A 15,398-nucleotide genomic window follows, 5' to 3' on the forward strand; every position below is an offset into this window, starting at 1 on the left:
CTCCACTGCGTTCCGGTCGAGATGACGCCGTTTTTATTAAGTCTGTCATCCTGAGCGGAGTCGAAGGATCTTTATTCCACTACTGATGTAAAATCGATACAGGTAGCGTTCCGGTCGAGATGACGCCGTTTTATAGACAATTTGTTTCCCGCGGATATCGCTGATCAACGCAGAATGATGTCCCTCATCCATTTTCCCTCTTCCCTCATTAACCACCGGGTTATCGCTTATCACCCAAACCTCCGACTTCGGACCTCTGACTTTCGGACTTATTCCCTCATCCATTTTCCCTCTTCCCTCATTAACCACCGGGTTATCGCTTATCACCCAAACCTCCGACTTCGGACCTCTGACTTTCGGACTTATTCCATCTTACATTATCTACTCTTTAAGATTTGTTAATAATAAGGGAATATTGAGCTGGTAGCTTTGCTGCGAAAAAGCAGCATCCCTTGAGCGAAACTTTACTTTCATCTTTACAGTGCGGAAGCCATCAGGCCATGGAAGAAATCTACCGGGTTTACTGGGAAGATGTTTTTGATGCTGCCCTTAAAAAAACGGGCGATGCAGCTTTGGCACAGGATATTACCCAGGAGATTTTTATTTCGCTGTGGGAAAATCGTAAAACGATTAACCTGTCGGCAAGTTTAGGCGCTTACCTGCATGGTGCCGTAAAATATAAAGTAATCAACTATTTCAGATCAGGTAACCTTAAAGAACAACACCAAACGGCACTTGCGGCATTGATGGACGAAAAAGATACCATTGCTGCTGATGATAAACTGATATTAAAGGAGCTCCATCTTGAGGTAGATGCCGCTATTGCATTACTGCCCGAAAAAATGCAGCAGGTTTTTTCGATGAGCAGAAAACAGGAGAAATCCATCAAAGAAATCGCCTCAGAACTGGATATTTCTGTCCAGACTGTGAAAAACCAGATCTCTGCTGCCCTAAAACTCCTCAAAAAAAGTCTTTCCTATATCCTCTTAATTGCTGCTTTAATCGGCTTAACATAAAGTTAATTTACTGATAACATTTTTGGTTAGTACCTCTTTGCTTTTCAACTGACATGTATTTAAATGACAGAAGAACAGGCAAAGGAACTGCTGCAGAAATATCTCGATAAGCAGGCAAGTCCGGAAGAACAAAAAAAGGTTGAAGAGTGGTATGCCACGCTCGATTTAAAAAATGTAGTATCAGCCGATCAAAAAGCTGCAATAGGAGAACAGATGTTTGTTCGTCTTAATGCGGCTATGTACGAAAAGCCAAAAGCCACTAAAGTATTAAAACTTCAATACTTTGGCAAAATTGCCGCTGCAATATTGCTGATGGTTACGCTTGGGTTAACCATATGGAAAATCAGTAGCCCAGAAAAATCAGCCGAAATTCAACTTACCGTGGTTACCGGATCAACGGAGCATAAGCGCATTACGCTTTCGGATGGTTCGATGGTATTGCTTGGCCCATCTGCAAAATTAAGCTACCCTAAAGTATTTGCTTCAAACAACCGCCAGATTGCATTAAAAGAAGGCGAAGCTTTTTTTGATATTGCCCACCAGGAAAACAGACCTTTTACTGTACATACCGCATCAGGAATCGATATTAAAGTTTTAGGCACCTCTTTCAAAGTAAAATCATACCAGGCCAGTAAGCAGTTCGAAGTTGCTGTAGTGACGGGTAAAGTTGCTGTAAGCAATAAGAATAAGAACCTGGGCACACTGGTTAAAGATGAGGCTTTAACTTATGATAAAAAGGCCGATCGTGCTGCTATCCGTAAAATCAAGGCCCTTGCTTTTGTTGAGTTTGCTTTTGATGGCACAACCCTCGATCAGGTAATCAACAAACTCCAGTATGCCTACAGCATTAAAATTTTGCTGAACGACAGCACTTTGGCTAAACTTAAAACAACTGCTTCTTTTAGTAGCAAACAATCGCCGGAGGAGATTCTGGATATTATCTGCAGTCTCCACCACCTCAGGTTCAATGGATCAAAAAATCATAAAACATTTAATATATACAGATGAGATAAGGATATGGTATAGAAATTATCTACGGTACCGGTCAGATCGGTTGCCGCAATCTTTCTTTCTGGTCGCAGGGCCAGCATAATTAAAGCTTTACAAAAAACAAAATCAAACAAATTAAGCAATGAAAACAACCTCCGCTAAGAGGACACCAGCTCTTTATAAGATCATGAAATACTCATGTTTAACATTTACAATCCTCTGCATCTTTTGCAGCTCTATCCTCGCTTCGGCAGGTATGGCGCAAAAATTAGAGAAAACCACGGTTAGCATTACGATAAACAAAGGCCGTAAAATGACCGAAATCATCAAAGAAATCGAATCGCGTACCGGACTTAGCTTTGTATACAACCCCGATCAGTTACAACAGAAAAATATGTTTGTAAGTGGCGAATTTACTACTGAACCGGTAAGATCACTTTTAGACAGACTTGGCCTTCAGGTTTTGGAAAAAGGCGAATACGTAATCCTGAACAACGCGGTGATGAACAAACCGGACAGGATTATCACCGGGGTAGTACGCGATACTACCGGTTTGGTGCTTCCGGGCGTTTCGGTAAAAGTATTGGGCACACAGAGCGGTACCATTACCGATGGAAACGGTGCCTTCCGTATCGAAGTGGGTACCGATGCCATGCTTTCGTTCTCAATGATCGGTTATCAGACCAAAGAAGTAAAAGTTGGCGAAAACCAGGTGATCAATATTGTACTGAAAGAAGAACGTTCTACCCTTGCCGATGTGGTGGTGGTAGGTTACGGTACTCAAAAGAAAGAAACCTTAACCGGTGCAATCAGCATTGTGGGTTTGGATAAACTTTCTTCACGCTCATTAAACAGCGTAGGTGAGGTACTGGCCGGTAAAACCCCTGGTGTAATTGTAACCAACGAGGGTGGCGATCCAACCTCAGCCCCACGTATCAACATCCGCGGTGCAGGTGGTATCAATGGTGAAAACGTACTTTATGTAATCGATGGATCTATTTTTTCGGGTACGCCAAACCTCAACCCTAACGATATCGAATCAATCTCGGTGTTAAAAGATGCATCTGCAGCCATTTATGGTGCAAGGGCATCAGGCGGTGTGGTATTGATTACAACCAAAAAAGGTAAAAACGGTAAAATGCAGATCAGTTTCGATGCTAAAATCGGACAACAGAGCGCGTGGAAAAAACTAGAATCGTTAAATGCGCAGCAACGTTCGCAAGTGGCAGCAACAGCTGCTAAAAACGGCGGAACTACGATTTTGCCTTCTTTTGATGCCACTAAATACCCTGACGGACAGGTTACGCGTACCAATTGGATGGACGAAGTTTTTAGAGATGGATTATTACAGGATTACAATGCTGCTATAAACGGTGGTAGCGAGAAATCGAATTACTACCTGAGTTTCAATTACCGTAATGCAGAAGGGATTGTGTTAAATACCAAAACCAAACGTTACAATTTCAGGATCAATACCGAACACGAAGTTACCGATTGGTTAAAAGTAGGCGAAAACCTATCGTACAGCAGCACCAACGGAAACGGTGCCAATACCAGCAGCGATTATACCGGTGCTTTACTTTCGGCAATTTATTACCCTACAAATGCTACACCTTATAATGCCGACGGCAGTTTTGCAGGTTTACCAGGCCCTTATGCGGGCGATTATGGTGATATTGTTAACCCTGTTGCCGATTTAATGCGTATCGATATCAACAACCCGGTAAATGTGTTGGTGATTAACCCTTATGCCAATGTTAAACTGGCGAAAGGTTTAACATTCAGATCTAATTTAAGCGTTACCAAATCTGACGCTGCATTTAAAAGCTTTACGCCTAAAAGACCAGAGGTTGGAAAACCGGTGTTAAGCAATAGTTTGGTTGAAAGAAGCGATAAGGCCAACGACTTTTTAGCAGAGCAGATTTTAAACTATAAAACTACTTTTGCCCAGCACCAGTTAGAATTTACCGGTGGTTATACCTTCCAGAAAACCAAAAGCAGCGGTTTATATGCATCGGGTGCAGGTTTTGATGACGAATCGGCGCAGTACAGGTATTTGGTAAATGCAACCGTAATTCAGCCATCATCAAGTTATTTTGATGCAAAAGCACTTTCTTCATTATTTTTAAGAGCCAATTATAACTATGGCGAAAAATACCTTTTATCATTAATTGGTCGTCGCGATGGTTCATCAATGTTGGCCAAAGAAAACAGGTTCAAAAATTACGGATCGGTTTCTGCAGGTTGGGTAATCAGCAAAGAAGACTTTTTAAAGAACACCAGCTGGTTAAACGAACTTAAATTAAGGGCTAGTTATGGTATCTTAGGTAATCTGGGAAGTCTTTCTTCATCAGCGGTTAATCCTTTGTTAAATGCTACGCAAAGTTATTTCGGACAAACGCCAACTTTACAGAACGGTTATGTACAAACGGTATTGGCCAACAAAAACCTTACCTGGGCAGAATCGAAACAAACCAACGTTGGACTTGATTTAGCGGTATTTGGCAGATTTAATTTAGTGGCCGATTACTTTATCAAAGAAACCAACAAAATGATCTTAACCAGGGCCCTTCCCGGAACGGCCGGTTTAAACACACAGACCATTAATGCAGGTATTGTAAAAGATAAAGGTATTGAGTTGGGTCTAACCTACAACAGTGAAAAAAATACAGCTTTCACCTATTCAGTAAATGCTACCCTGACTAAAATTAACAACAAAGTAGAAGAACTGGCTCCAGGTTTAGAAAACATTGCGGTAGGTACCAACTTCCGTAACGAGCTTGCACCACTTGCCATTAGGGTAGGGCAGCCGTTATACAGTTATTATGTGCTAAAAACGGATGGTATTTTCCAGAGTCAGGCAGAAGCTGATAACTACAAAAATGCCAGCGGACAAAAAATCCAGCCGAATGCAAAAGCAGGTGATTTTAAATTTGTAGATATCAACGGTGATGGATCAATTGATAGCAAAGACCGTTATTTTGCAGGTAGTGCTTATCCTGATTTCTCTTATGGATTGAGCTTTAATGCTACATACAAAAACTTCGATTTTAATATTTTCGCACAAGGTGTACAGGGAAATAAACTGTTTAATGCTGTAAAACGTACCACTTATAGCGCCAGCGGTCCTTCATACAACAAACTGGTAGGAATTTTAGATGCATGGTCGCCGGAAAACCCAGGTGGTAAAGTGCCGATTATTTCGACAAGTGATGCCAATGGAAACTTTAACGCTTCGGATTTTTATGTAGAAGATGGTTCTTACCTGCGTATCCGCAACGTAACCCTGGGTTACAGTTTGCCAAAATCGATTGCCAATAAATTAAAAACAGGTGGCGTAAGGATTTATGCCACGGCAAACAACCTTTTCACCATTACTAAATATACAGGCTTTGATCCGGAGATCGGTATGGACAACAACGGATTAGATGTTGGCCGTTATCCGCAGGCACGAAGCTTCATCCTTGGTTTAAGTGTAAATCTATAATCACAACAACAATGAAAACGAATTTAAAATATATGGCATTTGCCGCACTTGCTGTTTTCTCTTCATGTACCAAACAGCTTGATATTACGCCCGAAGGTTCTCCATCGGCACAGAATTTCTGGAAAACAAAAGAAGATGCTTTGAAAGCCGAAGGCGGAATGTATGATAACTACAACGCCGAAGATTTTTATGGCCGTGGTATGTTCTGGTTTATCAATGCCAGCGATGATATGGTTACTGGCCGTAACAAGCCAGAGGCTGATAACATTAAAAACTTTAACCGTAGCTATATTGGTGGTGGTTATACCGAAACCCAATGGAGCATGCGTTATGCCATTATTAAACGTGCCAACGATATTATTATCAATGTACCGGGTATCAACATGGACGAAACGTTAAAGAAACAGATCATTGGTGATGCTTATTTCAATGCTGGTTTGGTATACTTCCAATTGGCCGCAAACTACGGAAACGATAAAGCCGGTGTTCCGATTGTTACCCCCGAAACCGATCCTTCGGTACCCATTGCCCGTGCAAAAAATGTAAACGAAAATTACGATTACATCATTTCATTATTGTTAAAAGCGGCTGATAACCTTCCTTTGTTTTCGGCAATGAAACCTGCCGATTATGGTAAAGCACATAAAACGGCTGCCTGGGCTTATTTATCTAAAGTGTATCTGTACAAAAAAGATTATGCCAACGCTGCAAAATATGCCGATATGGTAATTAATTCAGGTCAGCACGATTTAGTTAATACTGGTTTTGCCGATGTTTTCAAAGCAGCCAACAACTGGTCTAAAGAGTATATCTGGTCGGTGGTTTGTACACCGAGCGGTGGCGGTACAGGTTGGGGCAGCAAGTTACCAGGCGTAATGTTAACCAATAAAGCCTGGGGTATTTATAACGGATGGGGTTATTACCTGCCAACCAAAGAACTTTATGATTCGTACGAAACCGGCGATCAGCGCAGGGAAGCTACCATCTTAAAACCTGGCGATAAATTTACATTCTTCGGGGCAGAGCGCAGTTTCACTAAAGATGCTGGTGCAACCTCAAACTACCAGTTTAAAAAATACATGGAGCCGTTTTCTTACGCTAATCCTATTCCATCACACGTTAATCCTAACGGTGATAATGGAACAACCGACTTAAACGTGCCTTTAATGCGTTATGCCGAGGTATTGTTGATCAAAGCCGAAGCAGCTATTAATTTAAGTGGTGCAGGAGCTGGCGATACCGAACTGAACAAAATCAGGGTACGTGCAGGCCTGGGGACTAAAACAGGAATGACGATTGACGACCTTAAACGCGAACGCCGTAACGAACTGGCAGGCGAGTGGGCCGACCGTCACCGCGATTTGGTAAGATGGGGTGATGCACAGGCTGCTTATGCTAAACCATTGCACGATTTTGACGGCACTGTAATCTGGCCGGCAAGAACTTTTAACCCACAGGTACACGATGTTTGGGCAGTACCACAAAGAGAGATCGATAACAGTGCAGGTGTAATTAAACAAAATCCGGGATGGTAAAAAGAATAGGGATAAACTTTGCAGCGCTGGCATTTATGCTGGGGCTGCAAAGCGCATCTGCCCAGGTAAAATTAAATGCAAACCGCGGGCACAGTCATAACGATTATAAACAGGAAATCCCGCTTTTAACTGCTTATTATGCCGAAATGGGATCTATCGAAGCCGATGTTTTTTTAAAAGACGGAGCACTATTTGTAGCGCACGAGGCTTCAGAAATCAAATCCGGCTTTACACTTAAAAAAATATACCTCGATCCGCTTGCACAGTTTTTTAAAGCAAAAGGAAATCATCCTTATGCCAATGCGGCTTTAAAATTGCAATTGGTGGTTGATGTAAAAGAAGATTACAAACACGTATTGCCAGTATTGCTGAAAGAACTCGAAGCTTATGGAGAAGTATTCGATGCAAAAAAGAATGCCAATGCCATAAAAATTGTCATTAGCGGCGATATGCCTGCTCCGGCCGATTTTAAGGATTATGATGAGCAATTATCTTTCGACGGCAGGCCAACAACCTTTTATACCGAGGCGCAATTGGCAAGGGTAGCTATGATCAGCGATGACCTGAAAAACCATACCGTATGGAATGGAAAAGGCAACCCAACCAAAACAGATGAGGTAAAAATGAGGGCGGCAATCAACAATGCGCACCAAAAGGGCAAACCTTTCCGTTTCTGGGCCTCGCAGGATAGTCCGAACACCTGGATTGTACTCGAAAGGCTTGGTGCAGATTGGATTAATACAGATAAACCGACCAAACTGAAAGATTTTTATCTGCATCAGGATAAACTCAGTTATACCAACCCGACACCTTATACGCCTTATACTCCAACATATCAATCAGACGGACAAAATAAAGCGCCTAAAAATGTTATTTTGTTAATAGGTGATGGAATGGGACTGGCTGCAATCCACGCCGGATTAATTGCCAACCATGGCGACCTGAATATGGCAAGGTTCCATAACATTGGTTTTTCTGAAACTGCTGCGGCCGATGCCGGTAATACCGATTCGGCTGCGGGCGGTAGTGCCATGGCAATAGGTTATAAAACCAATAACCGTTACATTGGCATGGGGCCTGATGATCAGAATAAAACCAATCTGGTTGATACTTTGGCCGGTTTCGGCGTAAAAAGTGGTATCATCAGTGCAGGCGATATTACCGATGCAACGCCGGCAGTTTTTTATGCGCACCAGCTCGATCGTTCTTACAACGAAGCAATAGCAAACGATCTGTTAACCAGCAAGACTGAAATTTTGGTTGGTTCTAACCGTAAAGCATTCGAACAGAATAAGAACAGCAATCTTTTGGCCGATTTAAAAACAAAAGGCTTTAAGGTAAGCAACAGTTTAACTGATTTTGAAAAGCAAAATGCGGGCAAACAACTGGTATTACTGGATGATTCGGCTACCCGGCCTGCAATAAAAGGCCGTGGCGATATGCTTAAAAAATCGTTATTGCACACCATCCAGATTTTATCGAAAAATAAAACTGGTTTCTTTATCATGGCCGAAGGTGCGCAGATTGATTACGGAGGGCATGCCAATGATTTACCTTATCTCGTTACCGAACTGCATGATTTCGACCGTACCATTGCCGAAGCATTGCGTTTTGCCGATCAGGATGGCGAAACATTGGTTATTGTAACTGCTGATCATGAAACAGGCGGATTAACACTTTTAGATGGTGCAGCAGAAAAAGGGATGGTAAGGGGCGAATTCAGTACCAACGATCATACCGGTATTTTGGTGCCCGTTTTTGCTTATGGCCCGGGCTCGCAGAATTTCGACGGCGTTTATGCTAACAACCAGATTTTTCATAAAATCATCAAAGCTTACCGTTTAGCAAAAGCTAAATGAGTCAATTTTAACCACAGATGCACACAGATAAACACGGATTTATATCTGTGTGCATCCTTTTTATCTGTGGTTAAATTTATTAATCCACAGCACCGCTTTTTTAATTCATGTTAAGGTAACATAGCCTTGTTAATTTTAACCCACAAATAAAACATAATGGAAAGAAGATCTGCACTCAAAAATATAGGTGGCCTGTTTTTGCTGCCAGCATTGCCCTCAATTTCGTTAGTAACAGATAAAAAAGCTGTTTTACGGGTAGCTCACTTAACGGATATCCACCTGAAAAACCAATTTAATGCACCAGCGAGGTTTGCCAAATGCCTGCACCATTTACAGGCCCAATCGCCTAAAGTAGATTTGATTTTAAACGGCGGAGATATTGTTTTCGATATGAATAAGGAAAATATCGATACCATTAACGGTCAATGGAAACTGGTACAGGAAATCATGAAAAACGAATGCAGTATTCCGGTGCGCTATTGCCTGGGTAACCACGATATCTGGTGGAATGAGGATAGCAAAGGCGATGTTTTTTACGGTAAAAAATACGCCATGGATAAATTGCTGCTGGTTAAACCTTACTACAGCTTGGTACAAAACGGCTGGAAAATTATCGTACTGGATAGTACCCACCTCGATATCGATAACACCTGGTACATTGGCAAATTGGGCGATGAACAATTAAACTGGCTAAAAAACGAGTTGGAAAGTACCGATAAAAAGATGCCAGTGATGGTAATGTCGCACATTCCGATTCTTACAGCCCTGTTAATGATCGAAGATGATATTGTAAACAAATGGACTATGCTGGGTGGCGATATGCATACCGATACCGCTAAAATCATCAATCTTTTTTATCAGCACCCAAATGTAAAGTTATGTGTAAGCGGGCACCTGCACATGCGCGATAAAGTAATCTACAATGGTGTTACCTATCTCTGCAACGGTGCCGTATCCGGTGCATGGTGGGAGGGAAACAGGAGAGAAACCGCACCGGGTTATGGCCTGATTGATTTATACGATGATGGTAGTTTTGAAGAGCGATATGTTAATTATTAACGCGTATTTCGCAAAGCGGATCGTCACCCTGAACTTGTTTCAGGGTCTTTTTAGTACAGATTTATTATCTAGTTCTTTTAGAGATAAGCTCAGAATTAGATCCTGAAACAAGTTCAGGATGACGATCGCATTTAATCCTTTGCACTCGGTCATTTGCTTAAAATACAGAATTTATAAAACCTTAATGTCCTTAATTTCTTAATGGTCAACAGCAATAAACGCAAACTATTTATACAGATAGATCAACTCTTCTGCTAAAACTATTATTGTTATTCCCTTAACATTGCCTTCACATCCAGATCCTTGCTTTGTTCAAAAAAGAATATGAAAAGAGATCTACTCACCCTGATCACCGCTGCATCTATCGGTATGGTATCGTGCAAAAAGAACCACGATGAAACACCAACAGATTTTACCTACCCTGCAATGGCCGAAGTTTCCGATCCTTCGGTACTTTTTACCACTGCTGTGGGCGTAAAAGTATATAACGGTGGTTTTGGCTCGGCTGTAGCTGCTGATCCTAATTCACCTGATGTTTTCTACATGATGACCGACAGGGGATCGAACGTTGCCGGACAGTTAGCCAACTCCATCATCATCGGAAAACCTGATTTTGATCCACAGATCGGTAAATTCAGGTTAAAAGATGGCAAACTGGTACTCGAACAAACCATCGAACTAAAAAATGCTGCCGGTAATAAACTGAATGGATTACCTAATCCTGAAGGAATGGGTGCTTCTGGCGAAACCGCTTATGATTTAAACGGACAGTTAATTGCACCAAGTGCTGATGGTATCGATTCTGAAGGTTTGGTAAGGGCAGCTGATGGATCATTCTGGATCAGCGATGAATACGGACCGCATATTGTACACGTTGATGCAACAGGTAAAACCATCGAACGCATTAACCCGTTTGGAACAGGAACCGGTGGACGTAAAATTCCGGCAGTATTTGCCAATAGAAGAGCGAACCGTGGTATGGAAGGCCTAGCCATTACCCCTGATGGAAAAACTTTGGTGGGCATGATGCAGTCGCCCATGTACAATCCTTCTAAAAGTGCTGTTGCCAATTCGCTTGTGTTAAGGATTTTAACTTTCGATATCGCCACTGGCACGACTAAACAATACGCTTATTTAATGGATAATATAACTTTAACAGGCGTGAGCGATATTGTTGCGGTAAACAGCACTACTTTTTTAACCATTGAGCGTGATGGTTTGTATGGAGGAGCAGCAACAAATCCGGCCGCATTTAAAAAAGTTTTCAAAATCGATATCAGCGGCGCTACCGACATTTCTGACGCCAACAATGGTGCTACAGGTAAACTTTATGGTGGTAAAACCGTAGAAGAACTGAACAATGCAACAGGTTTAAGCGGAGCAGGAATTACACCTGTGAGCAAAACTTTAGTGCTGGATCTTTTAAAAGACCTTCCTTCTATTTATCCGCACGATAAGGCAGAAGGTTTAGCGTTATTGCCGGGTAACATTCTGGTGATTTCCAACGATGACGATTTTGGTGTGGTAGATAACGGTGCAAGTGGTTTTGCCCAGAAAATTTTGCCTTTTACTAATTCGGTTGATAGAAACCGTTTATATTTTGTGAAGATTAAGCTTTAATTTAGAGATACTGTCTCAGAGATACCGTCATTGCGAGAAGGCTTTTTCAGCCGACGAAGCAATCTTACAACAATCGCTACTAGCCATCGCTTTAAGATTGCTTCGTCGTTCCTTCTCGCAATGACGACTTTTTGAGTTCTAATTCTTCCCAACCCTGTTCTCTTCGTCACTTGTTCCGGTACTTCTTTTCCTTGCGGTTTTGATTTTCATATTACCGAATTTATAGCTGAAACTCAGGTTTACCCTGCGGCTTTCCCATTCGTTTTTCCAATAGGTTTTAATGTTGTTATATTCCAGGTTTGCCCTAAATGCACTGGTATTAAATATATCGTTAACCTTTAAAGCCAGTGTTGCATTTTTATTCCAGAAAGTTTTTTTCGCACCTACATTAAGCTGGTAACTTCCCAAACTGCGGAATAGGCCCGAAACCGAAGGCGAATCGTAATAAGCATAGGTGGTTATGCTATAGTTTTTAGGTAAGGTAAAGGTATTATCCATCATTACCGACCAGTTCCATGAAAAGGCATTGTATCCATTACCCTGTACGGCCGATTGTGTACGGTTAAATCCAGCCGAAACTTCGGTATTGTTGTTCCACCATTTGGTGATATCAAACGGGCTCCCTGTAGCCATATAAAAGTTGGTGGTTCGGCTCAGGTTTTCCGGTCTCGAGATTGTTTCTTTAGTTACATCGTTCTGATAAGCCACTTCCCATATCGATCCATTGTTAACCGAATAACTCAAAGTTAACACCCTGAAATTTTTGAGCGAGTAATTAAATTCGAAACTGTTTGCATACGATGGCTGTAACAATGGATTTCCCTGTAAAGCGGTATAAGGATCGGTATAAAAGGTAAAAGGATTTAAGCTGCTATACGATGGACGGTTAATACTTTTGCGGTAAGCTGCAGTAATCAGGTTGTTCGAATCGAGTTTTAAAGAAACAAAAACGGTTGGAAAAAGCTTCCAGTATTTTCTGTCGATCAGCGTATTTGTTCCTGATGAACTGCCATTTCCCAAAGTTTGTTCGGCGCGTAAACCTGCCTTGATCTGTAAATTTTTAAAATTCTGGTCTAATGATAAATAACCTGCATTGATGTTTTCGTTGTACAAAAACAGGTTGGTACGGCGCGGATCGGTGATCCAGCCTGCAGTTTTCAGCGAATCGAAACGTATATCGCTTTCCGATCTCACCCAACTGCTTTTCCAGCCTGTTTCCATTTTTAATTTTTTGTTCAGGTTTAAGGTGTAATCTGCTTTTATCGAATAAATAGATACCTTGCCCATACCGTTGTTGCGCAGATCGATCGGAGCACCGATCAGTTGGTCGTTTACATCAAGGTAATTGTTGGTAAAGGTTTCGTTCCTGCTGTTATCATAGCGTACATAATCGGCATCAACACCCAGTTCGCCACCTAGTGTATCTGTTTTTAAACGGTAATTTAAATTAAAGGCATGGTTTTTTTCGGTATTGCTCTGCGGATTGAACATACTCGTTCCACCCATTTTCGTCCCGGCCGAATTATAGTTTACCGAATTACTGTTTACCTTCGTTTCTTCTGGCGCGGTATAACCCTTAACCATTATACCAAGCGTATTTTTGTCGTTGATAAAATAATCTGCACCGGTAGAATAGTTTAAGCTATTGGTAACTGGGTGCCAGAAATTAAGCTGGTTATATTGTTCTTCTCCAATAGTTCTGTTTAGTGTTAACCTGTTGTACGAGTTGTAATGGCCAGCATCTAAACGTAAATAGGTACTTACTTTGCCAATGTTGTAATTAAGGTTGGTGCCTCCATAAACTTTTTCATAACGGCCATAACCTCCGCCAACGTTCATATTGCCGTTAAAACCCTGCATTTTATTCCTTTTCAGTTTAATGTTGATGATACCTGCCGTACCTGCAGCATCAAAAGAAGAAGGTGGGTTCGAAATCAGTTCTATTTTGCTCAATACCGATCCCGGTAACGATTTAAGATAAGTAGTAAGTTCAAGGCCTGTCATGTAGCTCATCTTTCCATCAATCATTACATTGATTCCCTTTTTACCTTTCAGTACAATGTTATCATCCTTGTCCAGTTTTACGCCCGGCGATCTGCTGATCACTTCCAGTGCATTATCACCCGCAGTATTCATCTGCTCTACATTAACAATTACGCGGTCGGCTTTTTGGTCGATTACCGGCATTTTAGAGATAATATTTACTTCTTTCAGGTTCTGCGAACGGTCTGTTAACGCAATTGCAGGGATTTTAACATTGGCGTCTTTAACCTCGAAAACGGCAGATTGATTTTTATCGAAACCCATCATTAAAGCTTTGATTAAATATTTTCCAGGTTTAACCTGGCTAAATTCATATATACCCTGTTGGTTGGTGGCCTGTAGTGCAACCGAGGCCGAATCGGGCAGGTGGATTAAGGCTACAGAGGCATAATCGAGTACTTTATTACTTTTATCTGTAACGGTTCCGGATACTTTAATGTTCTGGGCGGAAGCAGCTTTAATTCCGAAAATGAATAAGGTAAAAATGGCGGTTTTTAATAAGCGGTTCATCTTAAATGTTTGTTTTATAATTGATGTTCCAAAGATGATCAGCCCGCATCAGCCTATAAATTATATAATCCCAACGCCTTAAAATATTATCCCAATGCATTTTTGCATAATAAATGGTGTTGGTCCTTAAAAAGTATGGGTTGGGATAATTATTTGCTGGTTTGGCATAAGAAAGTATGCTGTTAAAAAAGCTTTGTATAGTTTTATGGCATGAAAACAATAAAAACCATTTCCATTCATATTCTCTGCTGGTTGCTTGTATTGGGTTATTTTTATGGTGGTGTCTTAATTTCAGGAACTACATTTATAAAGATTGCTTTTAATGTCTCCATGAATTTTATCCAATTGATAGAATTTTATATCTGTTACCTGTGGGTATACCCAAAATTTTTGAAAAAGAGTAAATTACCGCATTTAATCGCTGGCATTTTATTTACCATGGCAGTATTTATCTCGCTTAGGTATCTAATAGAAGAGGTACTTTACTTAAAATGGTTCGGTTTCCATAACTATGGAGATGGGGTTACCGCCTGGGGTTATATATCCGATAACATTTATTGGAGCATCGCATTTATCGTGGTGCCTGCTGCGGTTTATGGTATTGAGCAGAGTTTCAAATCCGAGCAGGTTAACCGTAAACTCAAAGAAGAAGTGGTAAAGGCCGAACTTTCATTCCTCAAATCACAGATCAATCCACACTTTTTGTATAATACTTTAAACTATGTATACTCGCTCGCTATTCCCGTTTCAGATAAACTGGCCAATGCGGTTTTACGTTTGTCTGATCTGATGCGTTATACCTTAAACGATAGTCCTGATGGTAAAGTGAGTTTGGATAAAGAGGTAGAGTACCTGGAAAGTTATGTTGAACTGTTTAAAATGCGTTTCGAACCCAAATTTTATGTCGATTTTGTAACCGAAGGCATCAGCGATCAGAAAATAGCTTCATTAATACTGATTCCTTTTGTTGAAAATGCTTTTAAACATGGTGTGGTAAATGACGAAGGTCAACCCGTGCGTATTAAACTGAAAGTGCAGAACAAACGTTTAAGTTTTGAGGTGAGCAATAAGATCAGCCATGGGCAAAAAGACCATTCGAGCGGCGTAGGGATGGTGAATATCCACCGTAGGTTAGACCTCATTTATCCCGAGAAACACGAACTGTTGATTTCCAACAATGGAAATACCTACAAAAGCACTTTGATTTTAAATCTCTAATGATAAATTTGAAAAACATTCTAATCGCATTTAAATTTGCCCTAAACCCTAAACCCTAAAC

Annotated in this window: 9 protein-coding genes; 8 read left to right on the top strand and 1 reads right to left on the bottom strand. The window is 41.1% G+C overall.

Annotated features, from left to right (window positions below; genetic code table 11):
- The first annotated feature begins 452 nt into the window (after positions 1-452).
- The 7 genes from B2V92_RS01090 (at position 453) to B2V92_RS01120 (ending at position 11,566) form a co-directional block, all read left to right on the top strand.
- Positions 453-1,016 (top strand): RNA polymerase sigma-70 factor, encoded by a 564-nt coding sequence (locus tag B2V92_RS01090; protein ID WP_293304050.1) that lies wholly within the window; start codon positions 453-455, stop codon positions 1,014-1,016.
- A gap of 63 nt (positions 1,017-1,079) precedes the next feature.
- Positions 1,080-2,024, top strand: a complete 945-nt coding sequence (locus B2V92_RS01095) for a FecR family protein (protein WP_293304052.1) — start codon at positions 1,080-1,082, stop codon at positions 2,022-2,024.
- 169 nt (positions 2,025-2,193) lie between these two features.
- Positions 2,194-5,493, top strand: coding sequence for a SusC/RagA family TonB-linked outer membrane protein (locus tag B2V92_RS01100; protein ID WP_293304054.1), 3,300 nt, complete (start codon positions 2,194-2,196; stop codon positions 5,491-5,493).
- Between the two features lie 11 nt (positions 5,494-5,504).
- Positions 5,505-7,028, top strand: coding sequence for a RagB/SusD family nutrient uptake outer membrane protein (locus B2V92_RS01105; protein ID WP_293304056.1), 1,524 nt, complete (start codon positions 5,505-5,507; stop codon positions 7,026-7,028).
- On the top strand, positions 7,022-8,887 hold the full coding sequence (locus tag B2V92_RS01110; RefSeq protein ID WP_293304058.1) for an alkaline phosphatase: 1,866 nt from the start codon (positions 7,022-7,024) through the stop codon (positions 8,885-8,887). Before B2V92_RS01105 ends, B2V92_RS01110 begins: the two co-directional genes overlap by 7 nt.
- 156 nt (positions 8,888-9,043) lie before the next feature.
- The gene (locus B2V92_RS01115; protein ID WP_293304059.1) at positions 9,044-9,946 is read left to right on the top strand and encodes a metallophosphoesterase family protein; all 903 of its coding nucleotides are present in this window, start codon (positions 9,044-9,046) and stop codon (positions 9,944-9,946) included.
- Positions 9,947-10,270: 324 nt separating this feature from the next.
- Positions 10,271-11,566: an esterase-like activity of phytase family protein gene (locus B2V92_RS01120; protein WP_293304060.1), complete on the top strand. Its 1,296-nt coding sequence runs from the start codon at positions 10,271-10,273 to the stop codon at positions 11,564-11,566.
- A 138-nt stretch (positions 11,567-11,704) separates the two neighbouring features.
- Here the strand turns inward: B2V92_RS01120 and B2V92_RS01125 are convergent, their stop codons facing one another.
- Positions 11,705-14,119, bottom strand: coding sequence for an outer membrane beta-barrel family protein (locus tag B2V92_RS01125; protein ID WP_293304062.1), 2,415 nt, complete (start codon positions 14,117-14,119; stop codon positions 11,705-11,707).
- Positions 14,120-14,509: 390 nt separating this feature from the next.
- Between B2V92_RS01125 and B2V92_RS01130 the strand changes: the two genes are divergently transcribed.
- Positions 14,510-15,337 carry a sensor histidine kinase gene (locus tag B2V92_RS01130; protein WP_293304064.1) on the top strand — a complete coding sequence of 276 codons (828 nt, stop codon included), beginning with the start codon at positions 14,510-14,512 and terminating at the stop codon, positions 15,335-15,337.
- Positions 15,338-15,398: the final 61 nt, after the last annotated feature.

This window comes from Pedobacter sp. UBA5917 (assembly GCF_002432345.1).
Classification (GTDB): Bacteria; Bacteroidota; Bacteroidia; order Sphingobacteriales; family Sphingobacteriaceae; genus Pedobacter.

What these genes read in the sequence shown, in the direction of transcription:
- B2V92_RS01115 (WP_293304059.1), top strand. Translation starts at nt 9,044, where the DNA reads ATGGAAAGAAGATCTGCACTCAAAAATATAGGTGGCCTGTTTTTGCTG.
- B2V92_RS01100 (WP_293304054.1), top strand. Translation starts at nt 2,194, where the DNA reads ATGAAATACTCATGTTTAACATTTACAATCCTCTGCATCTTTTGCAGC.
- B2V92_RS01110 (WP_293304058.1), top strand. Translation starts at nt 7,022, where the DNA reads ATGGTAAAAAGAATAGGGATAAACTTTGCAGCGCTGGCATTTATGCTG.
- B2V92_RS01105 (WP_293304056.1), top strand. Translation starts at nt 5,505, where the DNA reads ATGAAAACGAATTTAAAATATATGGCATTTGCCGCACTTGCTGTTTTC.
- B2V92_RS01095 (WP_293304052.1), top strand. Translation starts at nt 1,080, where the DNA reads ATGACAGAAGAACAGGCAAAGGAACTGCTGCAGAAATATCTCGATAAG.
- B2V92_RS01125 (WP_293304062.1), bottom strand. Translation starts at nt 14,119, where the DNA reads ATGAACCGCTTATTAAAAACCGCCATTTTTACCTTATTCATTTTCGGA.
- B2V92_RS01120 (WP_293304060.1), top strand. Translation starts at nt 10,271, where the DNA reads ATGAAAAGAGATCTACTCACCCTGATCACCGCTGCATCTATCGGTATG.